Here is a 25,807-nt window from a genome sequence, read left to right as displayed (position 1 = left end):
GACGCTTGATCTATCTGGCATAATATTAAAATTAGAAATCTCGCCTTTACTATATTGCTACTGCATTGCTGCGGTTACCGCTACGACCATGGAAAGAATGTCTTTTTCAGAGCCGTCAGCCGTCCATCCCATGGATTTTACCGCTAGGTAGTTTTCGGACTCAGACATAAGCGTCCAATCCCACGCATACCCATCATCGAATTCAAGACGAAGGTTGCCTTGGTCAGTGAGTGTCCAGTTGATGGTTTCGGACGAGCCTTTTTCAACTTTTTTATAGGCGGCAGTGCCATCGCTATTCAGTGACATGGCGCGTTTTTCGTCACAAAGCTGATGACTTTGTATGACTCATAAAGAAAAGGTGACACAGGGAATTACGTTAAATGGAGAGACTAGTTACCTAATTCAATAGCCGCACAGATGATAGGACCTTCACCTCATCGGTTACGCGACCTTGTTAATACGGATGCAAATTAAGCTTCGTCAATGACGGTTTTTTGTATGCGCTTTCGTGATATTCAATTCACATAGAGGACATTGGTTGGTGCGTGGATTGATATAGTGAATACCTTGTCGATACTGAAGATTTTCATTGGTTTATTGTGAACCTTTCATTCACTGGGCAGTCTGACCTAAAGAGAGAGAATTGCGGTTCCTCCCTACATTTGTCATTTCCCTGTCAATTTCAAACATAACTCATGAAAAGTTTCATCATCATGAAATCTTTCAAAATAGCTTATCCAATCTAGTTGATTGTCTATTCACTTTTCGTGATAGATCCCGTCAAATCCCATGAAATGAAACCGATTTCAAGTCTAATTGATAGACTGAATATTAACTTAACTATTTGATATTAAATCACTCGCAGGAATTGGCTTTGTCGCGTGTTGTTTCATGACACATTCACGCTAGTGCTGATGTGAGGCGCAACGCTATTTTCAGTTGTTTCATTCTTTATTATTTCCCCGTACCAAAACGAATCCAAATAATAATAGGGAAATAACATGAATAACTTTAAGCGCTTGCCTTTAACTTTAGCAGTGGCCGCTACACTTGCTTCCGCTTCTTCTTTCGCAGCAGATGTGACGGAATTAGAACAGCGTATTCAAGAGCTAGAGGCAAAGGTTGTGAGTCTAGATTACACGGATGACCAACAACAATCGTATCTACCGTCAGATATTGACGTTCCCCTAGGCATTATCTTCTCTGGCTATGCTCGTTATGGCGCATTGTATCAGTCAGGTGACGCTGAGTTAGTGAATATTGGTTCAACAGGTCGCTCTATTGGTCGACTAGGTAATGAATCAAACGGTGGCGAGTTCCAGTTTGGTAAAATTTTTGAATCTGATAACGGTGTGAAGTGGAATTTGGCAGTGATGCTTGACCACTGGGCTCATAGCGATTGGGGTTCTGCTGATGGCGTTAACCTGAAAAAATTCTTTGCTGGCGCGAGCAACATCTTTGAAAGCCAACCTGAGCTTTATGTGTGGGCAGGTCGTGACTTCCATCAGCGTCCACAACAAGGCTTGAATGATTACTTCTGGATGAACCACGATGGACAAGGTGGTGGTTTCCAAAACCTTAATTTAGGTGGAGCTAAGTTAGACTTTGCTTTTGTCGGTGCAGTCGCAAGCGGTGAAGTAACAATCAAAGATTCTGACGGAAATGAAATCGGCACTGGTGGCACGAATGCCTCACTAGGTAACGACAGCGGAACTTACGCATTCACTTCTAAGCTTCACGGAATCAATGCGGGTATTGGTGATTTAGACCTTTACGCTAACTACGGTTTCTCTTCAGATAAAGACAACAGTGAAACATCAGTATTAGTGGGTGCAACATTAGGTTTAGGTGCTTCGAACAAGTTGGTTGTTAAGTACGGTGACGGTGCAGATAACTCAGCCTTTGACCTAGCGGGTAAAAAGCAAGTGCTATACACCAGTATTGAAGGTGGCATCAATCCTTCGGATAACCTCTTCATTGATTACCTAGCATCATACAAAGACATCTCTGGTGACGACGTCTCTAATGAATCAAAAGAGTACGCAGCGATTGTTCGCCCAATGTACAACTGGGACGAAACGCACTCTACATGGTTAGAAGCCGGCCTTGGCATGGTGGATTACCAAGATAACTCTGAAGAGCAAGCATGGAAAGTTACGCTTTCTCAAAACATCTCTCTAGGTGGTATGCCTTGGAGCCGTCCAATGCTACGTTTCTACACAACGGTGGGTGACGTAGAGAAGAAAGGTCCAAGCACAACAACGACAAATGTTGACACAGTAAGCTTCGGCGCAATGTTTGAAGCTTGGTGGTAAACCGTCAATAACGACTGGGCTCCTCGTTAGCTCAGTGGTTTCAATGAGTAATTGATTTTACTGTCCATAAAATTTGGCCCCAAAGGCAGATATTAGGGCCACTAGTAATCATCTTGATTAACTCCATTCCCCCGGGCACTTAGTGCCCGTTTTTTTTCTCAAAACTAAATGGTAGGTGTGTCTATGCAGCTAACATCACTTGTCTCTCGGGTTTACTTAGGCTTTTTCGTTCTGATATCGATCATGCTAGGTTCTGCTTGGTTTTCTATTCAAGGTAATCAGCAAGTGACGTCGAGAATAGAGTCCATAACCCAACAATCGACACCCATGATGGTGCGTTCGGCGGAGCTGACTATTTCATTCTTGAACATCAACCGCAGTTTATCTCCTTATTTATCAGCGATGTATATCGATGAATTGGATCCGTTGAGGGCAAACATCGAAACCAACATTGACGCCTATCAGCTGCAACTCGCTTGGTTTGAAGATCTTGCGCGCAGCAACACGGAGATCAGCGAAGCCGTTGATGAGATTAAGGTCACCAGCCACCAAGTGCTCAATGCCTTAACGCAGGTGTTGGAAACCAATGTGCGTTATTTAGACACTAAAGACCAAGACCTTTACAGCCAAACTCAATTTCAACAATTGGCAGGACAACTAAGCAGTAGCCTAGTCAAAGCGCTCTCAAGTGCTCAGCCAAATGAACAGGCCGCGATAGAAGCGGTGTTGTCGCAAGTCAGCTTACTCATGGGCGACGTCAATGAAGTATTTTCGCTGCAAGATATGTATGAACTTCGCTCAGTAGAGCGTGGGTTCAGTGGTCGTAAGGAGCGCTTTGATGGGGCGCTGAATACGCTCAAAACCACTTCGGAATCTATCTATTCACGACTGAACCAGCCTTTAAAACTCTTTGAACAACAGGTATTTACTGACAAAGGGGCCGTCAGCCTTCACGTCGAAGCGGCACGCATCAATGAAGCGCTAACGGAGCAACGTGTGACGTTGGAAACCTTGATTGACGTTGAGCTGGATAAAATTGATGTGCTCTCGAGCTATGCGGCGAGTGTCGCGGGCGACATGTACATTGAATCAACGCTAGAGTCTAAGCAGACGCTCATTACACTGTTTTCAGTCTCAGCCATTTCGGTTGTTATAGCGATATTTATCGGCGTCAACATCGCGAACATGATCCGAAAGCCCGCCAAACTCGTCAATTTGGCGCTTGATAGGGTTGCAGAAAAAGATCTATCAGCACGAGTTGAGTATAAGGGAAGCAACGAATTTGGCTTGTTGGCCGCCAAGGTTAACCTGGTTATTGATCATCTATCGGAAATGATAGAGCAGATAAAAATCTCGTCGGAACAACTCAATGATGCGTCTTTAGAAAACCAAGGGACAAGTGAAGCGTTGAATGTGGCGATTGACGAACAAACGGCTCAAACCATCCAAGTTGCAACGGCACTGGAACAGATTGAATCGTCGGTAGCGGAAATCGCGCAGTCGGCAAACTCTACGTTATCGCTGGTGACAGACGCTGTTTCCAGTTCCACATCAGGCCAAAATTTGATGGGTGACAACGTGGCTATCATCAACCAGCTTTCTGAAAAGCTGACCGCATCGACACAGACCATCCACCAAGTGGAGCAGGAGAGCAGCAGCATAGAAACAATTCTGGATGTGATTACTGGTATTTCAGATCAGACGAATTTACTTGCTCTAAATGCAGCGATAGAGGCGGCACGAGCGGGCGAGCAGGGAAGAGGCTTTTCGGTCGTGGCAGATGAAGTCAGAATGCTGGCGGGTAAAACGAGCCAATCGACGCAAGAAATTAAGCAGAAGATCGATCAGTTACAAGAGAGCTCGAATTTGGCCGTTTCTCAAGTCAATGAATGCGTGGATTACATGGCGAGTTGTATCTCTCAGGCCGACGGTGTGAATGAGTCATTGCAAAGCGTTCATCAACTGCTTAATCAGGTCGAAGACCGCAGCCATCAAATCGCATCGGCAACGACGGAACATCAGTCGGTGGCTCAAGAAGTGGCGCAGAACGTGAGCTTGATTCACAGTTTGGCAGAGCAGAATACCGAGCGTTCAAAGCAGCTGGCGACCCACGGTGAGCAATTAGAGAAAATGGCGGAAACGCAATCAGAGCTGACAGCCAGTTTCAAATTGCATGGGCATTCTGCGAACGCTGAAGATCGACTGAGTGTAGAAGAAGAGTTTATAACGGCAAGCAAATAAGCGCATATTTCAATCGCTTTACATGTAAATAGAAAGAATGGATGAATCAGCTCATCATAAATGAAAAGGAGGAGTGAGTGGCCACTTCTCCTTTTGCTTTTGAGAGGAAAAGGGGACAAGTTTCGGGCTAAAACCTTGTCTCACTCTTCAACTATTAACTATTAACGCGACTCTTCGAGTAGCCACCGCGCATAGATATCACTGCGATACACGGCCTGGCACAAATTTTCAGGCAGAGCTTGGCGAGAAGCATGCCCAGCATCAATCATGTATTGCAAAATTCTTTCTCCTTGAGATCGCTCGGGGGAGTTGCCGCTCTCTTTGTTGTCGGCACTAAACTGATTATAGCTTGGGATTCGACGGGGCGACTCGCCTGAACGCGTCAAACAACTGCCAAGTAATGACGGAGCAATGACATCAAGGCTGGTGTTTAGATAGCGCTTGGTGGCTAATATTCTGGCCGCTTCAAAACGGTTTGGCGTATGTTCAAGCCAGCGACAACTTTCTTGAAGTGCGCTTATTAATGCCAAGGTCGTCTGTTGATTCTCTTGATACCACTCTTGTGAGATTCCGAGCACTTTTTCTGGTGAATCTGACCAAATATCCGATGAGGTCAGCACGGTTGTCGCGATGCTTTGACGCACGGCTTCGGCATTCCAAGGGCCGCCGACACAAAAAGCATCGATGTCGCCCTCAGCCAGTGCTTCAACCATACTGGCGGGAGGAAGTACCGCAATATCAATCTCTGCCGGATCGATTCCAGACATATTGAGCCAACTCGTTAACTGATAGTAGTGGCAGCTGTTAGGGTGTACCGTAGCAAACCGCAGCTTTTGACCTTTACTCTTTCTATTTTCAATTAATTTTCCCAATAAGCCTGATGCCAAAGGAAGACTTAAGGTATCTAGTTTATGAATATCGAGCAGTTCGTGGTAAAGCTTCTCTGAGATGCTAATGGCATTTCCGTTACGGCTGAGAATAAAAGGCGTAATGATTGGGTGTTTCGGGCCACCTAAACCCAAGGTGCTTGCAAATGGCATCGGTGCTAACATTTGCGCCGCATCCAATAAGCCCGCGTGCAACTTATCACGTAATGTCGCCCAAGAGTTTTGCTTATCGAGCGTTACGTCAAGGCCGTGTTTAGCGAACAAATTGAGCTCGCTTGCCATCACAATCGGCGCGCAGTCCGTCAGCGGCATGAAGCCGATATTGAGTTTTGTTGTTTCTAGTGTTCGCAGTTTCATCAACCTTTCTCCAGCACAGATGCAACAGAGAGAATATTCTTCGCGACATCTTCAATCTTCTGAGAGTTATCCATCGCCATTTTGCGAATAGAGTGATAGGCCTGTTTCTCTGATATGTTTTTGGTTTCCATTAACCAGATTTTGGCCTGTTCAATGGCTTTTTGAGTGGAAAGGCGTTGTTTGGTTTCCTGAAGCTCATCACGCAGCTGCTGATATTCTGTAAATCGTGCCACGGCGGTATCAAGAATAGATTTCACTCTTCTAGGGTTTGAATCTCCAACCACATAGGCACTGACACCGCATTTCATCATATTTTGAATCGTATCGGATCCTTCTTGTTCAGAAAACATCACGACGGGTTTCGGGTTCGACTGCGACATCAATTGTAAGCTGTCGAGTATGTCCCTATTAGGAAACTCAATATTCATAATGATGAGATCAGGTTCAACCCGAACCACTTCATTCAGTAACGAAATGCCGGTGTCGGTGACGTGCTCAATAGAGTATTCCGAACTGTCCAGCGCTTCACGTAGCGCTTGTACCTTCTGCTTATCATTTTCAATAAGCATGACTTTGATTCTTGTCGTCATATCACCTATCCATGGCCGTTAGACAAAGTTTCCATCTAGAATTATATAGACCGTTCCACTGATCAAGCACCGCGATGAGCGCCTTTATTGACGATGGTTCTGGATATTGAAGGTGTATCCTTGCCTTTCCGTCTTTAACCATTGGTTTCTATCAGCTGACTTTTTGCTTCTGGTCGACGTCTTTTTTAGAACTGCGTTGCAGTGGTTCGACTTTGCGTTGTTTTTCGTAAAGGAAGGTCAGTACTTCTGAGCGAAGATGGTTGTAGGTTGGGTTTTCAGCCAACGTTAAACGGTTTCTTGGGCGCTCTAAATCCACGTTTAAAATGTCACCCACCGTCGCCGAAGGGCCGTTGGTCATCATGACGATGCGATCGGAAAGCAAAACGGCTTCATCCACATCGTGAGTGATCATAATGACGGTATTATTGAGCTCTTCTTGAATCTCCATCAAAGAGTCTTGCATGTGGGCTCTTGTCAGTGCATCCAATGCGCCAAAAGGTTCGTCCATCAACAGTACTTCGGGTTGCATCGCCAATGCGCGAGCAATCCCCACTCGCTGCTTCATTCCTCCCGAGATTTCGTCGGGCCTTTTGTGCATGGCGTGGTCCATATGCACCAGTTGGAGGTTGTGTTCGATCCACTCTTTCATCTCACTCGGCTTCATGGTTCTTTCGAAAACTTGTCTGACAGCGAGTTCGACGTTTTGGTACGCTGTGAGCCATGGGAGTAGCGAGTGGTTTTGGAACACGACCGCGCGCTCAGGCCCAGGCTCTGAGACTTCTTTGTTGTTGAGAATCACGCCCCCCTTACTTGCCTGGTAGAGGCCCGCAACGACATTGAGTACGGTTGATTTACCGCAGCCCGAGTGACCAATAAGAGAAATGAATTCGCCTTTGTCTATTTTCAAGTCGACGTCTTTCAGCGCAGTAAACGGCCCTTTGGGGGTCGGAAATACCATGTCGATATGGCTGATATCTAGAAATGGTTTCATAGTGTTTTCTCCCTATTATCGAACTTCTGCTGCTTTGTCCCAGCTCAGTATGCTTTGCAGTTGCATCATACTGCGGTCTAATAAATACCCAATTGCACCAATGACAAGTACGGCGGTCATGATGCGGCTTAATGATTGTGAGCTTCCGTTTTGGAACTCATCCCAAACGAACTTGCCTAAGCCCGGGTTTTGCGCAAGCATTTCTGCGGCTATCAATACCATCCAAGCGATACCGAGCGACAAACGCATGCCCGTAAAAATGGCTGGAATAGAAGCAGGAAGCACAATTTTTCGTACATGTGTTAGCGGGTTTAGACGCAACACTCGGCTTACGTTGACCCAGTCTTTTTCGATAGAGCTGACACCCACAGAGGTGTTAATGATCATTGGCCACAAGCAACAAAGCGTTACGGTGATGACGGAATTAACAAACGATTTGGCGACAATAGGATCGGGTGAGACATAAACAGCACTGACCACCATGGTCACGAGAGGTAGCCACGCGAGTGGGGATACGGGTTTGAATATTTGAATGATTGGGTTTATCGCGGTGTTGAGCGATTTGCTTAAACCTACAGCAATGCCCAGTGGAACTGCGATGATTGCCGCCAGAAAAAAGCCCGTCATTACGGTGATCAAGCTGGTGATGATTTGGTCTAAAAAGGTCTCTTTACCTGTATAGGCACGTGTTTTAGGTTGATAGCTAGGATCAGCAGCAACGCGCTGTGCGTTACGTGTTTCTTGTCTTTCAATGAAAGCTGTTTCTTTCGCGCGCTCTGCCGTATGTTCTTGATAAAGATTCACTATTTGCTGAGTGACGTCTTGCGGCCCAGGGAACTTTCCAAGTGAGGTGTTGATGTTGCTGGCCGTAATAGCCCAAAGGAGCAAAAATCCACAAATACCAGTCATCGGTAGTGCAAGGTTTTTGAGGGCACTTAGCAACATGGTGACAGCCTGACCAGATAAAAGGCTTTCTCCTTGCGTGCTGTCTCCTTGAATGCTGTTTCCTTGAATGTTTACTCCCTGCGAGTTGAGTTTCGTTGGGTTGAGTTTTTCGATTATAGTCTTCATTGTTTTCTCCCGTTGCCGACACTAGATGCTTGGTGATTGATACAAACGCAGAGCGCTTGAGATCAATGTTAGCCACTAGGCCGGCCACAGATTCCTTGAGAATTTAAAGTACGTCGCCAGATTTCAAACCAATTTCAAATTTGTTGATGTAGTCGTTTGGCTTGCTGCCATCGTAAACAATGCCATCAATAAAGTGGGTTTGTGGTGCGCGGTAGCCGTCTTCATTGTCGAAGTTAGGGAACTCAGAAGCGCCAATTAACTTCTCTTCAATGAGAGACTTCGCCGCTTTTTCATAGATGTCAGGACGATAAACTTTCTTCGCTGTGTCTGCATACCATTCGTCGCTCATGTCTTCGCTGATCTGTCCCCAACGACGCATCTGTGTGAGGTACCAAATGGCATCGGAGTAGTATGGGTAGGTTGCGTTGTAACGGAAGAATACGTTGAAGTCAGGGACAGAACGTCGATCGCCTTTTTCGTATTCAAACGTGCCTGTCATACTGTTGGCAATGACGTCATAATCTGCACCCACATAGCTAGACTGAGACAAGATCTTCACCGCTTCAGGGCGGTTAGCGTTGTCATTTTCGTCCAACCATTTAGCCGCGCGGATTAACGCTCGTGTTAAGCGGATCGTGGTATTCGGGTATTTCTCAGCAAACTCTTCCGTAATACCAAAGACTTTCTCTGGGTTGTTTTTCCAAATTTCATAATCGGTGACAACGGGTACACCAATACCTTTAAATACGGCTTGTTGGTTCCACGGTTCGCCAACGCAGTAGCCATGAATAGTGCCCGCCTCGAGTGTTGAAGGCATTTGAGGCGGAGGTGTGACTGATAAAAGAGCGTCTGCATCAATTTGGCCGGATGTATCACCTTTATGTGGCGCGTAGTAGCCCGGTTTGATGCCGCCAGCGGCTAACCAGTAACGAAGTTCGTAGTTGTGGGTAGAGACTGGAAATACCATGCCCATGTTGAATGGTTTGCCTGCGTCTTGAAATTCTTCAACGACTGGTTTTAACGAATCGGCTTTAATCGGGTGGACGGGGCGACCATCATCCATTTTAGGAATGTTGACCTTCATTTTCTCCCACACTTCGTTTGAAACTGTAATGGCATTGCCGTTCAGATCCATAGAGAACGGTGTGATGATGTTCGCTTTGGTGCCGTAGCCAATCGTTGCTGCAATGGGTTGGCCTGCCAGCATATGGGCCCCATCTAGGCGTCCATCAATGACGCCATCAAGCAGCACTTTCCAGTTGGCTTGTGCTTCGATAGTGACGTAGAGCCCTTCGTCTTCGAAATACCCATTTTCATAGGCAATGGCAATGGGGGCCATATCGGTGAGCTTAATGAAGCCGAAGGTGAGCTCTTCTTTTTCCGGCCATCCGAGCTTTTCTGCAACAGCATTGTACGAAGACAGCAGACAGGCACTTACTGCGACCGCCTTGATCATCCTTTTCATTTGAGTATTCAACATAGTCCTTTCTCCAAAAAAAAGGCCCACAACAATATCCAACGTGTATACGCCAAATGTATGTGGGCCACTCTGCCTTAACCAATATTGAACTACGCCGTTGCAGTTCTGACTGATCTGTTTAAATGTTTTTATTCGTCTCCGCCATTAGAGACTGAATGTCATAATCTCTATGAATACAATTAGTGTGCCAGTTTATTAATTTGTTATTTATCAATCATTTATGGTAATTTAATGGAATGAATCATCCAATAAATCCCACCAAGTTAGTGCAACTGACACTGATGGTGCACCGAATCTGTTGGAGTCACGCCGATTTCAGTTGCTCAGTTGCTAGCGATACTTACTGCGATGGTTGCTAGCGACAGTTGCTAGGAATAGGTGCGGTATGAAGACGTAACCTTAGAAGCCAAGCGATTGGGTTTTCTACCGTCGGACATTGACAGGCGTTGTGGTAATGAATGGGTACTGAAGCGAAGAAAAGAAAAGAGAAGAGAAGGGCATGAATCAAATTGGATTCCGTCGGTGACGCCCGCCCTTCCTGCTTATTCCTACCTCGTTATGTGTTGGTGGCTGCAGCTCTTGTTCATGCTCACACCACACAGGATCAAGTTAGTTTTTCACCGTTTGTTCAAATGGCTGGCGCCACTCTTCGATTTTTTCTTCAAGGTCAAAGTGTTGAGTGAATACTGGGTCAATCGGTTTATCGTTTATTATCTGACTGGCAATGTAAACGGCGCTTGTCGGGCCAAAACTCTGCTCCATCAACATAAGCGGCTCATTGAAGGTCAGAATGCTTTCAATGATATGGGTAGGAAACCCCCAGAAGTGGAGTAGATACCCACCGAGTTGTTCGGATTTGGTATTAAACAAATACTGCTCTAGATGAGATAGCTCTTGGCCTTTGTTATTCACGTCTAGATAAGCGCTCATGAGATCACTGACTATCATCATTCGTACGTATTCCCCAATACGATGGAGAATGCCGATTAAGAATGTTTGATCTCTCTGGTTCTTCGATACCAGACTAGACGCAAGAACGGCGACGCGTAGGCTCTGTGATTGAAGCGCTTCTAATGGCTGGCTTGGTTTGTTCAAAGAGACGGAATAGATTTCAAGCATACTAATGATGCTATTGATTACTTGCCCGCCAAGGCGAGTAATGGCTTCTGTAATGCTGGTGATCTCTTTGTTTCCTCGGAAAATGGTGTTGTTGGAGGTATGGATGATCTTGGCACACATGGCTGGATCATGGCTAATGAACTTGGCAATGTCATGCATGGAGGAAGTATCGTCTGCCAGCGCTCGTTTCACCTGGAAAAATAGTTTAGGAGCAATGGGGAGAGAGGTGATGCTGCCAATGGCACTTTGAATGACGCGATCAGGAAAGAGCGCCAGAATGTTCTCTATCCGCTTAATCTCTTGTTTTATTACCGATGGGTCACAAGGCTTCATAAAGGCTTGATGAGCGAAAAAACCACCCTTGATCGTGATATCAGGGTCGGAATACCCGGAAAGAGAAGCGCGAATGATTGAAGGGTAGGCCTTACTCACTTTTTCCAGTAACTCCGCCCCATTCATCCCCGGCATGAGCATGTCAGAGACAATCAGATCGATATCTTCTGTTTCTAGCCTGTCCAAAGCGGCCTGGCCACTTGTGTCTATGAATATCTTCCACCCAGTACCATATAAAGCACGCTTTAGTGCATTGAGTATGAGCGGTTCGTCATCAACCAGCAGTATGTTCATTTTGCGTTCCTGCGAGTGCTGTATCGTTTGAGGATTCCTTCAACGCGTTTGTTAGAGGGATTTTGACGGTGAACTCTGTGCCTTCACCCAGTTGACTTTCAACGGATATTTTCCCCTTGTGAAGCTCGACAATGACGGAATAAGCAATGGATAAACCTTGCCCTGTTCCCTTACCGACTTTTTTTGTCGTAAAGAAGGGATCAAAGACACGCTCGACGATTTCTTCTGGAATGCCTGCGCCATTGTCTTTTATTTTTATGACGGCCCATTGCTCTTCCAATACCGTTGTAATGGTGATGAGGCCGAGGGTGTGTGCATTCTCGTAAACCTTATCTTCAATGGCGTGGGCGGCATTGATGATGAAGTTCAAAATGACCTGATTCAGCTGATCTCGATAGCAGGGTATCGCGCTAAGATTGGGATCAAATTGAGTGTTGACGTTCGCCACATAGCGCCACTCTCCGCGTGCAATGGTCACCGTTGATTCAATCGCTTCTGCAATGTCGACTTGCTGCATCTCATCGTTATTTGAGTGAGAGAAAGATTTCATCGCTCGCACGATTTTACTGATTCGACTCAAGCCCTCTAGAGATTGGTCAAGTGCCATGGGGATCTCTTCGGCAATAAAGCCCATATCATTTCGCTCAACGATGGCGTCAATTGATGTCGCGAGCTCGTTCAATTCGCTGTTGTTTTGAGAAGACTCAACTTGCTTTTGCTTAGCGAGAGTTTGAATTTCAGTCAGTGAGTTTAAACAGCCTTGAAAGGCATCCTTTAGGAAAGTGGTGTTGTCTGACACATACTGCGTGGGTGTGTTGATTTCATGAGCAATACCCGCTGCGAGTTGCCCCATGGATTCCAGTTTTTGCGCCTGTCTAAGTTGGTTTTCCAGTTCAATTCGTTTGGAAATATCGCGCACAACACAGTTGTATAAATGCTTGTCATCTCTCAGTGTCGACATGGTTGAAACGCTGACTTCGACTGGAAATGGTTGCCCGTTTTTCTTTATCGCCTCTATCGTCATGGTGTTGCGCTGGGAGGCAAAGTTGAACATATTGGTGGTGACGGCGGTGAGATCAAACGATGGCATTAACTGTTTTATGTTTAGGGTTTCGTTGTCTGACTGCTGAGACTCAAACATCTCCCAGCCTTTGTAATTTAGACTTTCAACCACACCATGCTCATCAAAAATGATGAGCCCATCCGCGAGGTTGTTAATAATGTCCTGCTCTCTGGTTAGGCTTGCAAGAATGGATGAGTCAGCAGATTGAAGGCGAGCATCGACAATGGAACATAGGATGGTGGCTGAAACGATAAGCACGACGAAAGCCGCGACGACAAGTGCTATGCCGTGAGTATTGGAAGTATTGACACCGTGGTCCACCATGGGTTCTAGGCTGTAAAAGCTGACGGCTTTCATTGCGGTATAGTGCATACTCGCAACGGATATACCCATAATGCTAGCAATGAGAGTGCGCTTATTGGTACTGATGTTATCGAGGTGGCTCTGAAGTTTGATCAAATAGATAGCGATGCAAGCGAAGATATGAGCAATGATGATTGAGGTGATAAACCACGTGAAGTCATACACCATGATGGCTTCCATCTTCATCGCTTCCATACCAAGGAAGTGCATGCTGCCAATACCTAGTGCGAGATAAAGCCCACCGAGTTGAATGTCTAAGAATGAGAAACGTTGACGATACAAAATTTTAAAGGAGAAAAATGCCCCAATCATAGGGGGGAATAAAGAGGCCATAGTGATGCTGATGTCATAGCTCATGTCGTGGTGTGTATTAAACGCGAGCATGCCAGCAAAGTGCATCGCCCAACAGCCTAAGCCAAACACGATACTGCCAAAAAGCTTCCACAGCTTGATGGTTTTTGGGGCATTTGAGTGCCAGATCCGATCGACAATAATGAGACATGAATAGGCCGCCATACTGGCAATGATTATCGATAAGGCAATGAGATAAAGGTTATAACTGCCCTGAAGTAACGTGTATTGCTGTTCATCGATTTGATGAAATCGCCAGAATTCAAACATGAAGGTAAGCCTCATTACGTTGTACTGTTTAATGCATCTCTTGTTTGGATGCAGAATTTTCCAATCAACTTCTTAAACCAGTGCCTCTTTGTCGTTTCCGGGTTTTTCTGTGTTGAGTTGAGTTGATTCCGTTTTGTCTTCTTCTATCATGCTGACTTCCACCTGCCCCGATACGGCTTGGTTTTGCAAACAATGGTGAAGTATCTTTAGTAAAGGCTCGGTGACTTGCTGATCTTTACTCGCGATGAGCTGCTCTCTGTTGGTCCAGATTTCCTGCTTTAAGATCATGCTGGTCGTGAGTCCCGTGACATCGACGAAGATTTTTGGGGGTGTTAGCGCCAAAGTTCGCTTAAATGCTTGCAGTATTTCAGGGTCATAGCGCTCTGTTTGAGTCTCTAATGCTTCTGTCGCCTGGTCTGCGTTAAAGCCTTCTTTTTCTAAACGAACATAATCGCAGACTATCTTGAGCATTCTTGAACCCAGAGGAAGGGTTTTCCCCTTGATTTCGTCATAAGGGGCACCTTCTCCGTTAAAGCTTTTTTCTTGGTACAAAATGGCTTTTGCTATCTTTTCCATCCGGGGGATCTTTCTAAGAAGATCGTAGGCAAGGCATGGATGTTGAGCAAATAGCTGCTTGTCTTCTTCTGTGATGACACGGCCTAGGCTCATGTTTTTCAGTGTTTGCGGAGGAAAAGAGATAAAACCCAATTGCGACAACTGAACCATAGGTTGAAAGCTCCAGTGTTTGCGTATCTTAAGCGCTTTACTTAATTGGTACATGTGAAATTGAATACGGCTGTTGTGCTCACTGATTTCAGGGCTCACGAGAGAGAGCACTTCATTTAACACACTGATGGTGCCGCTAAGAGTTTGGTTTAGGAGTACTCTTTCGGCGACGAGAAGATCGTGTTGGCGTTGAGCAGACTCAATGAACCCCAATAACTCGGGGGGTGAGCAAGGCTTATTGATAAAGCGAAAGACATCACCAACATTGACCGCATCAACGGCTGTTTTTTGATCGGCGTTCCCCGTAAACATCATTCTTACTGTATCGGGTGAGATGTCTTTCACAGCCTCTAAGAGCTCAAGGCCATTCATCTCTGGCATTTGCATATCCGATATCACGATAGAGTATTGTTTCTTTTGAATAAGCTCTAACGCATCTTTCCCTGAATTAGCGAGATCGATATCAACTTGATTTCGTAATGTTCTACGAAAAGAGTTCAAAATGTTGATTTCATCGTCCACTAGTAGAACCGATTTTCCCATATTTATATTCAACCAGTTGTATTTGATATTAATTGTAGTGCATATTGGGGTGATCAGCTTTATTTCCCCTTTATTGACCATGGATACTTTGCGAGTTGGTACTGATGGAGTGGATTGAGTGTTCCGTTGCGCCTAAAAATTAAATTATCGCTGACGAAAAAAGCTAAAAAGCAAAAAGGCGAGAAAGACGAAAGTATCAATCAAATCGGCCAATTCATTCTTTACGCTCACCTAACTGACTCATTTCTAATCAATATAATTTCGCGGTCTACAGCACACCGTCAATGAATGAATTATGGGTTCCATGAAACAGTTTCATGGGGTGAAATGAAACTGTAGTGACTCTCTATATTTACTGAATTGACATTTTGGCGCAGAGTCTACTGTGACTAAAATCACGTAAATCCCCCCTTAAATCCTCAATACTCAATCTGTAAGCGGTTTCAAGTGACGCATTTAGAATTAGTATCTTCGAGGTTCCTTTGGCAACAATTAAGCATGTATCTGAGTATGCCGGCGTTTCACAAGCCACCGTTTCTCGGGTTATTAATGGCACGAGCAGAGTCAGCCATGACAAGAAACTCAAGGTTGAAAAGGCCATCAAACATTTGGGGTATCGCCCTAACTCGATTGCTCAAGCATTAGCGTCAAGTCGCACTGGAAGCATTGGCATCATCGTTCCTGAGTTAGGTGGGCCATTTTTCTCTGAGATTCTCCATAACTTAGAAGACAATTTCCGTCGCCTTGGGTATCACGTTGTGGTCACCGCAGGGTCAAACACAGAAGAAGGACAGCAGGAGTCGGTTGAATTTTTATTGGGTCGTCGAGTGGATGCGATAGTGCTGCACGCACAGCAGCTGACCGATGATTACATAATCTCTTTGGAAGAACAGGGTGTTCCAGTTGTACTGATCAACCGCTTTATTCCGGAGATTTCAACCAGCTGTATAGATGTTGATAACGAGCTTGGGGGCAAACTCGCGACTCAACATCTATTAAAAATGGGGCACCGCCAAATCGCTTGTATTACAGGGCCACTCGATAAGTCAGACGCGCGGGGGCGTCTGCAAGGATATCGAATCGCACTGGAAGAAGCGGGTTTGAAATATGACGAAGCATTGGTTTCTGAGGCGGGCTTTACTGAAGAAACAGGTGTCAGTGCAATGAAGAAGTTGTTGAAGCGTCAGTGTGAATTCACCGCCGTTTTTGCTTCTAATGATCACATGGCATTTGGGGCGTATGAAGTGTTGAAAGAGGCAGGAAGAACCGTACCAGATGATGTCTCTCTGATCGGTTTTGACAATATCCTGTTTGCTCGTTACCTCACTCCGGGGCTCACCACGATTAACTTCCCCATTGAACAGATGAGCATTGAAGCAGTACAGCTCGCTATTCAAAAACTCAATAAGAATAAAAGAGATGTGAATTTCAAATTGTCACCGTCTTTGGTGATGCGAAATTCAGTCAAGGACTTACTAAATACTCTATAAAAACATTAAGGATAACACATGAAATTTAAGACTTTAGCGCTTGCTAGCGCCGTTGCTCTTGGACTTGCTGCGACTGCTCATGCTGCAGATAATCAAATCCGTTTTGATGGATTTCCAGATTTTGACAGCAGCCTAAAAGTGCTACTGCCAGATTTTGAAAAAGAAACGGGTGTCAAAGTTGATTACCTAATGAACAACCACGGTGATCACCACACGAAACTCACGACGAACTTGGCAACAGGTTCTGGTGCCGGTGACGTTATCGTTGTTGACGTGGAAAAAATTGGTCCATTTGTGGCTTCTGGCGGTCTTGTTAACCTTTCTGAAAAATACGGTGCTGATAAGTTCGAAAACAGCTTTGCACCTTACGCTTGGGCTCAAGGTAAGGGCGCTGATGGCGGCATGTACGGCATTCCAGTTGATTTAGGTCCTGGTGTTATGTACTACCGTACAGATGTGTTTGAAAAAGCGGGCATCAAAGTTGAAGACGCAATCAAAGATTGGGATTCATACATTGCGGCTGGTGAAGCGCTGAAGAAGCAAAATGTACAGCTTATTGCATCAGCGGCGGACGTTGCTCAAGCGATCATCTTTACAACCGTGCCTGAAGGTGAAGGTCTTTACTTCGACAAAGATGGCAACCCTGTTGTGACGTCTGAGCGTTTTGTACACGCGTTTGAAGTAGCGAAAGAGATCCGTGAGAAAGAGCTGGATGGTCGCATTCTTGCTTGGTCTAACGAATGGTACGAAGGTTTCCGTCAAGGTACGTTAGCAACACAACTGTCTGGCGCATGGTTACTGGGTCACCTTCAAAACTGGATGGCTCCAGATACGGCGGGTAAATGGGCGGTATCTAACCTTCCAGATGGTATCTACGGAAGCTGGGGTGGTTCATTCCTATCTATTCCAACACAAGCAGCCAATCAAGATGACGCTTGGAAACTTATCGAATACATGACAACGGACCGTGAAGTTCAGTTGGAAGCGTTTGAAACCATCGCGGCGTTCCCTGCGAACATCTCAACGTATGACGACGCAATGTTCGACGAAGGTGTTGATTTCCTAGGTGGCCAGAAAGCACGTCATGTTTTTGCCAATGTTGCGAAAAACATCAAGCCGGTACAGCCAGCAAAAGGCGACCACGTAGCACGTTCAATCATTCTTGAAAATGCGTTGATGGAAGTACTTGATGAAGGTAAAGACATCAAAGTCGCGCTGAGCGAAGCTGAGCGTCTAATCAAGCGTCGTACACGTAATCTTTAATCAAACTCTATAATTTTAGTAAGTAATCAAGAAGGCGTGGCAACGCGTCTTCTTGGTAAGAGGTCGTTACTATGAATCAAGCAGCGAGCAACGCCATGGAAACATCAGAGAGTAAAAGCCTTTTTTCTCGTCTAAATTTGAAAGCGCTTACACCGTATGGATTCCTACTGCCGTTTCTGATCATTTTTTCAGTATTCGGAATCTTTCCGCTACTGTTTTCAGTTTTTCTTTCATTTCAAATGTGGAACCCAGTTGAGGGTATGGACGCAATGCAATACGTGGGTTTTGAGAACTACCACATTGCACTGACCGACCCGTGGCTTTGGCGTTCATTAAAGAACACCGTTTGGCTTGCCCTAACATCGGGTATTGCTCAACACTTAGTCGCGATTCCTGTCGCGTATATTCTGGTGTCGATGGGTGACCGTATGCGTCACTGGTTAACATCTGCGTACTTCCTACCGTTTATTACGTCAACGGTTGCTGCATCGCTTATCTTCTTCAACATGTATGCACCTAACTCGGGCATCATCAACCAAACGCTAATGGCGCTGGCGGATAGCACCTTGTTTGGTTGGGCGTTTGCTTGGGTGAATGACGCGATGCCGATTCGTTGGCTCGATGACGCCACCATGATCAAACCGTCGATTGCGATTGTTATCTTTTGGAAATACACCGGTTTTAACATCGTACTTTACACCACAGGCCTAATGACGATTCCTAAAGAGATCTTGGAAGCGGCACGTATGGATGGCGCCAACGCCTTCCGCCGATTCTGGAACATCTCGTTACCGATGATTCGTCCATTCATTTTCTTTGCTATCACGATGACCATCATTGGTAACTTGCAGTTGTTCGAAGAACCGTTCGTATTGACTCGTGGTGGCGGTGGTACTGGCCAATCTGGTCTCACTATCTCTATGTATCTGTATAAAGTGGGTTGGGAATGGCTAGAGATGGGCACAGCATCCGCAATCTCATGGTTACTATTTGCATTAATCGCAACCTGTACGGCAGTTCAATTCTTATTCTTTGGTAAGAAAGGTTTAGGGGAACAATAAGATGACGACTTCAATTAAGACCAATTCATCGCCCCTTAAAGGCTTGTTAAATAGAGAGGGTGGGTTGATGCCAAGTGAACGTGTGATTCACATCATTACCAAGATTGCGATGGTGATGCTAGCTACACTGCTTATCGTGTCTGCCATCATCACGATATTCCCATTCATTTGGTCGGCTCTGCTATCAACGCGTGACCGCAGCGAAATCTTTGGTACGGGCATCAGCTTAGCCATTGGTGACAGCTTGGCGTACAACTACGCTCAACTGATTGAAATCATGCCGTTTTGGCAAGCAATGTTTAACTCTATCTACGTTGCTTTCCTGGGCACCACTATCTCGCTGCTGTTTTGTAGTATGGGTGGCTACGCGTTTGCGGTGTTTAAGTTCAAAGGTAAGAACGTTCTATTTGGTATGTTGGTGGGTTCAATGGCGATACCGCCTGTACTGAGTCTTATCCCTTACTTCATGATCGTTAAGTTCTTAGGGCTTATGGATAACCACATTGCGGTTTGGCTTCCGTTCACAACCACGCCATTTGGTATCTTCTTGATGCGACAACACGTGATCGCGTCGATTCCCAAAGAGTTGTTAGAAGCGGCGAAACTGGATGGAGCGGGCGAGTTTAGAACCTACTGGAGTGTCGTGCTTCCACTGATGAAGCCTGCGCTTGCAACACTGGCCATCGTACAGTTTGTTTTCTTCTGGAACATGTTCATGCAGCCGCTTGTGGTTCTGAACTCACCAGATAACTACGTCATCACTCAGGCACTACGAAGTGTACAAGGCATACCAAACACCCCTTGGGGCGCGGTCATGCTGGGGACCACAATCTCGATATTACCACTGGTTATTACCTACCTGTTTGCTTCTAAACAGATGATTTCAGGTCTAACTTCTGGCGCAGTGAAAGGTTAAGCGAGATAACGATGATGAATAAATATCAACTTCCAAGTGACTCAACATTGCTTCAATCAGACTTTGTCTTCGGCGTTGCAACATCGTCTTATCAAATTGAAGGTGGTGTGGCTGAAGGTGGCCGCACCCCATCAATCTGGGATACGTTTTGCAATACACCCAACAAAGTTGATAACGGCGACAATGGCGATGTGGCTTGTGACCATTACCACTTATGGAAACAAGACATTGAGATGATTCAAGGTCTGGGTGTCGACGCCTACCGCTTGTCGATTGCCTGGCCTCGTATCATGCCGCAAGACGGTGTGGTTAACCCTGAAGGGTTGGCGTTTTATGAGCAGATCATCGACGAATGTCATGCTCGTGGAATGCAGGTGTATGTGACGCTCTATCACTGGGATCTGCCTCAGTATTTAGAAGATAAAGGCGGCTGGTTAAATCGAGAAACGTCGTACAAGTTTGCTGAATACGCACAAGCGGTAAGCGCGCATTTTGGCAACAAAATTGACGTATACACCACACTGAATGAACCGTTTGTTTCTGCCTTCTTAGGTTACCGCTGGGGAATACATGCTCCTGGTATCCTGGGTGAACGCGAGGGATTCTTAGCGTCTCACCACCTGATGCTGGCCCATGGTTTGGCAATGCCAATTCTTCGTGCTAACGCGCCAGAGTCAAAGCATGGCGTGGTCTTTAACGCCACGCCAGGTTACCCATCAACCGACAAAGACCAAGGCGCTGCCGATTACGCTGAAGCTGAAAATTACCACTGGTTTATGGACCCTGTTTTGAAAGGGGAATATCCGCAGTTGGTGGTTGAACGCCAAGCGATGAATATGCCGATGATCCTTGAAGGGGATCTCGACATCATCAGCGCGCCCGTTGATTACGTTGGTATCAACTATTACTCACGTGATGTGGTGCGCTACAACGAAAATGGCGACATTGAAAAAGTCACTCAAGATGCGGAACACACCTACATTGGTTGGGAAATTTACCCACAAGGGTTGACGGATCTTCTGGTGCGCTTAAATGAGCGTTATGACGATTTACCGCCACTGTATATCACCGAGAACGGGGCGGCGGGTGATGATCAAACCGTTGTGAATGGAGAAGTGAACGATGAACAGCGTGTTCGCTATTTCCAGACACACCTCAATGCTGTCGACCAAGCGATCAAAGCGGGTGTAAGAGTCGACGGATATTTTGCATGGAGTTTGATGGACAATTTTGAATGGTCGTTTGGTTATTGCCAACGTTTTGGCATGGTCCATGTCGATTACCAAACTCAACAAAGAACACTGAAACAGAGCGCAATTGCGTATCGAAATACACTGCTAGCGCGCGCTGAGGAGAACAAATAATGGCTAAAGTAGAATTTAAGAACATCAAAAAATCATTTGGTGATGTAGAAGTGGTAAAAGAGTTTGATTTCACAGTGAACGACGGTGAGTTCGTGGTTTTCCTTGGCCCATCGGGCTGCGGTAAATCAACAACGCTTCGTATGCTTGCAGGCCTTGAAGAGATCTCTTCTGGTGACATCTACGTTGGCGATAAGAAAATGAACAAGGTTGACGCAAAAGATCGCGACCTTGCCATGGTTTTCCAAAGCTACGCGTTATACCCGCACATGACGGTGTATGAAAACATTGCATTTGCTCTGAAGTTGAAGGGCATGCCGAAGGCTGAAATCGATACCGAAGTTCGCAAAGCAGCGAAAATGCTAGAGCTGGATCCACTTCTAGACCGTAAGCCAAAAGAGCTTTCTGGTGGTCAACGTCAACGTGTGGCAATGGGCCGAGCAATGGTTCGTACGCCGAAGGTATTCCTATTTGATGAGCCATTATCAAACCTTGATGCCAAGCTTCGTGGCGTGATGCGTGAAGAGATCAAACATCTGCACCGCGAACTGAAAACAACCACCATTTACGTCACGCACGATCAAATCGAAGCGATGACACTGGCTGACCGTATCGTGATTCTGAAAGACGGCTATGTGGCTCAAGTGGGCACGCCAACAGAAGTGTTCCAACGCCCGGCGAACAAATTCGTGGCTCAGTTCATTGGTAACCCATCAATGAATATGTTGGAAGCGAAGCTTGTTGATAAAGAGGGTGATTTTTTCGTTGAACTTGGCGACACGTTAATTCCACTTCCAGAGCGCTTTAAAGCTCATGCGTCGAAGAACTTGGCTCTGCACTTCGGTGTTCGTCCAACGGATATTCACCTTCGCGCCGAGCAAGTGGATCACGACCGAGTATTGCCATTTCCAGTGAAGATCAAAGACAAAGAGCTACTGGGTGCCAGCATTCTATTGAAAACAGAAATCGGTGGTCAGCCTCTCATGGTTGAAACGCAAGCTGCGGAAGTGGATGTGGATACGCTAACACTCTACTTGGATTTAGATGCTTTCCATTTGTTTGATGCATTAAGTGAAAACTCGCTAGCAAGCTCGGAAGTCTAAGTCATTCGCTTAGCCAAATAACGATATAAAAAGTGGGAGAGCGTCTCCCACTCGCTCAATCAGATTTACATTTTAAAAGCCCTCTCAGTTGAGATCGGGCTAGGGATAGTGACGATGAAATTCGGATATTTTGACGATAAAAACAAAGAATATGTCGCAACAACACCGTGTACACCCATCAAATGGTGTAACTACGTTGGTACGTTAGATTTTGGTGGCATCGTCGATAGTAATGGTGGTGTGCTGCTGTGTAAGGGCGATCCTGCGCTTAACCGCATCACTAAGTACATTGCTCAACTGCCAAATTCAGACTTTAAAGGCTCAACGCTGTACCTGAAAGTACGCGATACAAAAGGCAATGTAGAGGTATTCTCACCATTTTATACGCCAACGCTGAAGCCGCTCGATAAGTTTGAAAACCATACTGGTCTTTCGTACACCACCATCATTGCTGAAGCGTTTGGTGTACGTTGTGAAGCGACGTTCTTTGTTCCAAACGATGCCCCTGTTTTGCTGCAAGACATTAAAGTGACCAACATTAGTGATGAAGAGCTGCATGTAGACGTTGTGCCTGTTTATGAGTTCACGCACTTTGACGCGCTAAAACAGCTGCTGAACGCTGACTGGGTGCCGCAAACTATGACACTGAACGCGCACAAGCAAGCGTCTGGTCATACGGTACTTGAGCAGTTTGCCTTCATGAAGCGTGACTACGCGGTGAACTTGATGACGGCGGATCGTATTGCCACGTCTTTTGATGGTGATCGCCAGAAGTTCATTGGCAACATGGGTTACGGAAGCTGGGCAGCGCCTGCGTCTCTTGAGAGTGATGAGCTGGGTAACACTGAGTGTCTGCGCGGCGACAATATTGGTGCACTCAACTTACGCCTAGGCTGGTTATCGCCAAGTCAAACTGAACGTACCGTGGTTCAGTTGACCCAAATGGACAACCTAGCGCAAGCGGAGCCGATGATGGCGAAGTACCGCGACCACGCGAATGTGGATGCGGCCTTTGAAGCCCTTGCGACTCACTGGGACAACTACCTTGCAACGGTTCAAGTTGAAACGCCTGATGCCGCAATGAACTCGATGTTAAACGTGCATAACCCGCGTCAGTGTCATACAACGAAAAACTGGTCTCGTTACCTGTCGCTTTACCAATTAGGTTACGGCGCTCGTGGTATCGGCTTCCGTGATTCTTCTCAAGATACATTAGGCGTAATCACGCACATGCCTGAAGAGGCGCGTGAGTTTATTGAGCGTCTGCTGTCGGTTCAAAACATTGATGGCTCAGCGATGCACCAATTCTTCCCGTCGACAATGGAAGCGAATGCAGGTGACTCACGCGAAGAAGAAGACCGTCCAGATTACTACGGTGATGATCACCTATGGATCATTTATGCGGTCACTCAGTACGTAAAAGAGACGGGTAACGCGGCGTTCTTAGATAAAGAGATTCCGTTCTACCAAAAAGACAAAGAAGGCAAGGTTGTTGAGTCTGCGAGCGTTTGGGAACACTTGTGCCGCTCCATCAACTTTACCTACACCAATACGGGTGACCATGGTTTACCACTGTTAGGTTTTGCTGACTGGAACGACACGGTGAACCTACCGACTGGCGCAGAATCGATGATGGTCGCAAACATGTACGGTAAAGCGCTGTTAGATATGCTTGATCTTTGTGAACTTCGCCAAGAGACAGAGCTAACGGAGAAATTCCAAGCGCAGTACGAGCAGATGCAAGCAACCGTTAATGAATGTGGTTGGGATGGCGAATGGTTCGTTCGTTACTTTGATGAAACCGGTACGCCAATTGGCTCTCATACCAATGAGCAAGGTCAAATCTACACCAATGGACAAAGCTGGCCAGTGATCTCAGGGTTTGCTACGCAAGAGAGAGCAACGCAAGCGTTAGACTCTGTTTATAACAAGCTCAATACGGAAAACGGCATTAAGCTTTCCACTCCGGGCTACAACGGTTTTGATCCGAAACTGGGTGGTGTTTCAACGTACCCACCAGGGGCCAAAGAGAATGGCGGGATCTTCCTCCACTCTAACCCTTGGGTGATGATCGCAGAAGCGAAAATGGGCAACGGCGAGCGTGCTTACGAGTACTATCGTCAAATTAACCCGGCATCGAAAAATGATGATATTGATACGTTCGAGTCAGAACCGTACTGTTACCCACAGAACATCTTAGGTGATGAGCATGATCAATTCGGTTTAGGCCGTAACGCTTGGTTATCGGGTACGTCATCTTGGACATACGTGGCGGGCACACAGTGGATTCTTGGGGTACGTCCAGAGGTTGATGGTTTGCTCGTTGACCCTTGTATTCCAAGCGACTGGCCAGAGTTTAAGGTGCGTCGTCAATTCCGTGGTGCGGTTTACCATATCCACGTGAGCAACCCGAATAAGGTCTGTAAGGGCGTGGTTGAAATGCGAGTCAATGGTGATGTGATTGAAGGCAATAAAGCGCCGATCTTTACGTCAGGTGAACATCAAATTGAAGTCATCCTGGGCAGTCACTAGCGTTTAAAAAGAAAGGGCACTCTTGAGTGCCCTTATTTAGCTTGTAAGTTGTCTCGATAAGGAAGAATTGAACACTCTAAGCTTGGTATTGAGCCTGACATTGCCACTGAAACTCTTTGCGTTGATTGGGCGCTAGCGTTAACAAGCCCATACCATTGTTAAACGCGTTCGCTGGGCAGGTCATCGGTTCAATCGCAATACTGGCTTCACTGTCTGGCGTATAGAGTTGAATGAACGGGTAACTCACGTCTTGTTGATAATGCAAAGAGGCACTTTGGTCATTGCTGCTTAGTAACAAGGAAATAGGCTCTTGTTGTTCAAATTCGAAGCAGTGATTGAGTGACACATCCTCTAAAGATGCGGCCTCACTAAAGTGGTCAAAGCGGTGTTTCTGCCCATTGGGTAAGTCGTCAATATGTGTAACTTCAAGACAGGTTGGCATCGTTAACGAACAAGCATTAAGTGGTTGGTTCAAGCTGAAGTAAGGGTGCCAAGCATCGCCAAAAGGAAAGGAATGAGCGCTTTGATTGGTCACGACAGTTGAGCAACGAAGCAGCCCTTGTCGGTCAATATGATACGTAATATCAAGGGCAAAGGCGTAAGGAAATTGAGAGTGAAGTTTTTCGGTTTGATAACGAAGGGTCACCGAAGCGTGTTCATCATCGGCAGAGCTGCTAATCAACTCAAACGGTTGGTTGTATAACAAGCCATGAACCGCGTGATCTGACCAGGGAAAGTTTGCGGGTAACTGATAATGTTGACCGTCAAATTGATATTCACCATTAGCGAGACGATTTGGAAAAGGAAAAAGTTTAGCGCTGCGAGAGAAAAAAGGATGTTGGTCGGTGAGCTCTAAAGGGCTTGAATAGCCACTAATAAATGAGAACGGGCTATGGTTAACGATGTATCGATTAATTATTGCACCAAATCCATTGATTATTTGTAGTTCTATACCATGATTGGAATTAAATAACGTGACTGAGTCATATATTCCATATTTTTCTTTTTTTATTTTAAACGTATTTTCTGTGATTGACATGGTTAATATCTCCATTTGTTATTGATATTAACGATCAAAATATAATAT

Annotated in this window: 19 protein-coding genes; 9 read left to right on the top strand and 10 right to left on the bottom strand. The window is 45.8% G+C overall.

The genetic code is table 11. The annotated features are described in order from the left end of the window. Nucleotides 1-57 precede the first annotated feature (57 nt). Nucleotides 58-306, bottom strand: coding sequence for a hypothetical protein (locus tag BCU12_RS22975; RefSeq protein ID WP_102407111.1), 249 nt, complete (start codon nucleotides 304-306; stop codon nucleotides 58-60). Nucleotides 307-1,001: 695 nt separating this feature from the next. On the opposite strand from BCU12_RS22975, the gene BCU12_RS22970 reads away from it, so the two are divergent. Both BCU12_RS22970 and BCU12_RS22965 read left to right on the top strand, forming a co-directional pair. Continuing rightward, complete coding sequence (locus BCU12_RS22970) at nucleotides 1,002-2,315, top strand: carbohydrate porin (protein ID WP_102407109.1); 1,314 nt, start codon at nucleotides 1,002-1,004, stop codon at nucleotides 2,313-2,315. Nucleotides 2,316-2,498: 183 nt separating this feature from the next. Beyond that, nucleotides 2,499-4,556, top strand: coding sequence for a methyl-accepting chemotaxis protein (locus BCU12_RS22965; RefSeq protein WP_102407107.1), 2,058 nt, complete (start codon nucleotides 2,499-2,501; stop codon nucleotides 4,554-4,556). 161 nt (nucleotides 4,557-4,717) lie between these two features. On the opposite strand, the gene BCU12_RS22960 is transcribed toward BCU12_RS22965, so the two are convergent. The 8 genes from BCU12_RS22960 to BCU12_RS22925 form a co-directional block, all read right to left on the bottom strand. Next, nucleotides 4,718-5,800, bottom strand: coding sequence for a CmpA/NrtA family ABC transporter substrate-binding protein (locus tag BCU12_RS22960; protein WP_102407105.1), 1,083 nt, complete (start codon nucleotides 5,798-5,800; stop codon nucleotides 4,718-4,720). After that, complete coding sequence (locus tag BCU12_RS22955; RefSeq protein WP_102407103.1) at nucleotides 5,800-6,390, bottom strand: ANTAR domain-containing protein; 591 nt, start codon at nucleotides 6,388-6,390, stop codon at nucleotides 5,800-5,802. The genes BCU12_RS22960 and BCU12_RS22955 overlap by 1 nt, the downstream gene beginning before the upstream one ends. Before the next feature lie 151 nt (nucleotides 6,391-6,541). Next, entirely contained in the window at nucleotides 6,542-7,381 is an 840-nt protein-coding gene (locus BCU12_RS22950) for an ABC transporter ATP-binding protein (protein ID WP_102407101.1), read from the bottom strand. Nucleotides 7,382-7,396: 15 nt separating this feature from the next. Beyond that, nucleotides 7,397-8,326 carry an ABC transporter permease gene (locus BCU12_RS22945; RefSeq protein WP_102407155.1) on the bottom strand — a complete coding sequence of 310 codons (930 nt, stop codon included), beginning with the start codon at nucleotides 8,324-8,326 and terminating at the stop codon, nucleotides 7,397-7,399. Between the two features lie 229 nt (nucleotides 8,327-8,555). Further along, nucleotides 8,556-9,908, bottom strand: a complete 1,353-nt coding sequence (locus tag BCU12_RS22940) for a CmpA/NrtA family ABC transporter substrate-binding protein (protein ID WP_198599413.1) — start codon at nucleotides 9,906-9,908, stop codon at nucleotides 8,556-8,558. Between the two features lie 633 nt (nucleotides 9,909-10,541). Beyond that, nucleotides 10,542-11,678, bottom strand: coding sequence for an HDOD domain-containing protein (locus tag BCU12_RS22935; protein ID WP_102407097.1), 1,137 nt, complete (start codon nucleotides 11,676-11,678; stop codon nucleotides 10,542-10,544). Further along, nucleotides 11,659-13,725, bottom strand: a complete 2,067-nt coding sequence (locus tag BCU12_RS22930) for an MHYT domain-containing protein (protein WP_102407095.1) — start codon at nucleotides 13,723-13,725, stop codon at nucleotides 11,659-11,661. The genes BCU12_RS22935 and BCU12_RS22930 overlap by 20 nt, the downstream gene beginning before the upstream one ends. A 72-nt stretch (nucleotides 13,726-13,797) precedes the next feature. After that, nucleotides 13,798-14,994: an HD domain-containing phosphohydrolase gene (locus BCU12_RS22925; protein ID WP_102407093.1), complete on the bottom strand. Its 1,197-nt coding sequence runs from the start codon at nucleotides 14,992-14,994 to the stop codon at nucleotides 13,798-13,800. A gap of 482 nt (nucleotides 14,995-15,476) precedes the next feature. Between BCU12_RS22925 and BCU12_RS22920 the strand changes: the two genes are divergently transcribed. The 7 genes from BCU12_RS22920 to BCU12_RS22890 all read left to right on the top strand — a co-directional run bounded on the left by BCU12_RS22920 (nucleotide 15,477) and on the right by BCU12_RS22890 (nucleotide 24,720). Beyond that, on the top strand, nucleotides 15,477-16,484 hold the full coding sequence (locus BCU12_RS22920) for a LacI family DNA-binding transcriptional regulator (RefSeq protein ID WP_102407091.1): 1,008 nt from the start codon (nucleotides 15,477-15,479) through the stop codon (nucleotides 16,482-16,484). Between the two features lie 18 nt (nucleotides 16,485-16,502). Continuing rightward, a complete protein-coding gene (locus BCU12_RS22915) occupies nucleotides 16,503-17,747 on the top strand; it encodes an extracellular solute-binding protein (RefSeq protein ID WP_102407089.1) in 1,245 nt (414 codons plus the stop codon). Between the two features lie 71 nt (nucleotides 17,748-17,818). Beyond that, nucleotides 17,819-18,808, top strand: a complete 990-nt coding sequence (locus tag BCU12_RS22910; RefSeq protein ID WP_102407088.1) for a sugar ABC transporter permease — start codon at nucleotides 17,819-17,821, stop codon at nucleotides 18,806-18,808. Between the two features lie 67 nt (nucleotides 18,809-18,875). Further along, a complete protein-coding gene (locus BCU12_RS22905; protein ID WP_102407153.1) occupies nucleotides 18,876-19,724 on the top strand; it encodes a carbohydrate ABC transporter permease in 849 nt (282 codons plus the stop codon). A gap of 14 nt (nucleotides 19,725-19,738) precedes the next feature. Then, entirely contained in the window at nucleotides 19,739-21,088 is a 1,350-nt protein-coding gene (locus BCU12_RS22900; protein WP_102407151.1) for a GH1 family beta-glucosidase, read from the top strand. Next, nucleotides 21,088-22,188, top strand: a complete 1,101-nt coding sequence (gene ugpC, locus BCU12_RS22895) for a sn-glycerol-3-phosphate ABC transporter ATP-binding protein UgpC (protein ID WP_102407086.1) — start codon at nucleotides 21,088-21,090, stop codon at nucleotides 22,186-22,188. Before BCU12_RS22900 ends, ugpC begins: the two co-directional genes overlap by 1 nt. Nucleotides 22,189-22,302: 114 nt before the next feature. Then, nucleotides 22,303-24,720, top strand: coding sequence for a glycosyl transferase (locus BCU12_RS22890; RefSeq protein ID WP_102407084.1), 2,418 nt, complete (start codon nucleotides 22,303-22,305; stop codon nucleotides 24,718-24,720). Between the two features lie 76 nt (nucleotides 24,721-24,796). Here the strand turns inward: BCU12_RS22890 and BCU12_RS22885 are convergent, their stop codons facing one another. After that, complete coding sequence (locus BCU12_RS22885; RefSeq protein ID WP_102407082.1) at nucleotides 24,797-25,759, bottom strand: aldose 1-epimerase; 963 nt, start codon at nucleotides 25,757-25,759, stop codon at nucleotides 24,797-24,799. Between the last annotated feature and the right edge of the window lie 48 nt (nucleotides 25,760-25,807).

The organism is Vibrio sp. 10N.261.55.A7 (genome assembly GCF_002877365.1).
Taxonomy (GTDB): Bacteria; Pseudomonadota; Gammaproteobacteria; order Enterobacterales; family Vibrionaceae; genus Vibrio.
The sequence above is the reverse complement of the archived record's forward strand: the minus strand, read 5'-3'. Positions and strand labels throughout refer to the sequence as shown.

Excerpts from the sequence above, each read along its gene's own strand:
- BCU12_RS22945 (WP_102407155.1), bottom strand. The coding sequence starts at position 8,326 with ATGTTGCTAAGTGCCCTCAAAAACCTTGCACTACCGATGACTGGTATT.
- BCU12_RS22890 (WP_102407084.1), top strand. The coding sequence starts at position 22,303 with ATGAAATTCGGATATTTTGACGATAAAAACAAAGAATATGTCGCAACA.
- BCU12_RS22905 (WP_102407153.1), top strand. The coding sequence starts at position 18,876 with ATGCCAAGTGAACGTGTGATTCACATCATTACCAAGATTGCGATGGTG.
- BCU12_RS22930 (WP_102407095.1), bottom strand. The coding sequence starts at position 13,725 with ATGTTTGAATTCTGGCGATTTCATCAAATCGATGAACAGCAATACACG.
- BCU12_RS22950 (WP_102407101.1), bottom strand. The coding sequence starts at position 7,381 with ATGAAACCATTTCTAGATATCAGCCATATCGACATGGTATTTCCGACC.
- BCU12_RS22910 (WP_102407088.1), top strand. The coding sequence starts at position 17,819 with ATGAATCAAGCAGCGAGCAACGCCATGGAAACATCAGAGAGTAAAAGC.
- BCU12_RS22960 (WP_102407105.1), bottom strand. The coding sequence starts at position 5,800 with ATGAAACTGCGAACACTAGAAACAACAAAACTCAATATCGGCTTCATG.
- BCU12_RS22970 (WP_102407109.1), top strand. The coding sequence starts at position 1,002 with ATGAATAACTTTAAGCGCTTGCCTTTAACTTTAGCAGTGGCCGCTACA.
- ugpC (WP_102407086.1), top strand. The coding sequence starts at position 21,088 with ATGGCTAAAGTAGAATTTAAGAACATCAAAAAATCATTTGGTGATGTA.
- BCU12_RS22900 (WP_102407151.1), top strand. The coding sequence starts at position 19,739 with ATGAATAAATATCAACTTCCAAGTGACTCAACATTGCTTCAATCAGAC.
- BCU12_RS22885 (WP_102407082.1), bottom strand. The coding sequence starts at position 25,759 with ATGTCAATCACAGAAAATACGTTTAAAATAAAAAAAGAAAAATATGGA.
- BCU12_RS22975 (WP_102407111.1), bottom strand. The coding sequence starts at position 306 with ATGTCACTGAATAGCGATGGCACTGCCGCCTATAAAAAAGTTGAAAAA.
- BCU12_RS22935 (WP_102407097.1), bottom strand. The coding sequence starts at position 11,678 with ATGAACATACTGCTGGTTGATGACGAACCGCTCATACTCAATGCACTA.
- BCU12_RS22915 (WP_102407089.1), top strand. The coding sequence starts at position 16,503 with ATGAAATTTAAGACTTTAGCGCTTGCTAGCGCCGTTGCTCTTGGACTT.
- BCU12_RS22955 (WP_102407103.1), bottom strand. The coding sequence starts at position 6,390 with ATGACGACAAGAATCAAAGTCATGCTTATTGAAAATGATAAGCAGAAG.
- BCU12_RS22925 (WP_102407093.1), bottom strand. The coding sequence starts at position 14,994 with ATGGGAAAATCGGTTCTACTAGTGGACGATGAAATCAACATTTTGAAC.
- BCU12_RS22940 (WP_198599413.1), bottom strand. The coding sequence starts at position 9,908 with ATGATCAAGGCGGTCGCAGTAAGTGCCTGTCTGCTGTCTTCGTACAAT.
- BCU12_RS22965 (WP_102407107.1), top strand. The coding sequence starts at position 2,499 with ATGCAGCTAACATCACTTGTCTCTCGGGTTTACTTAGGCTTTTTCGTT.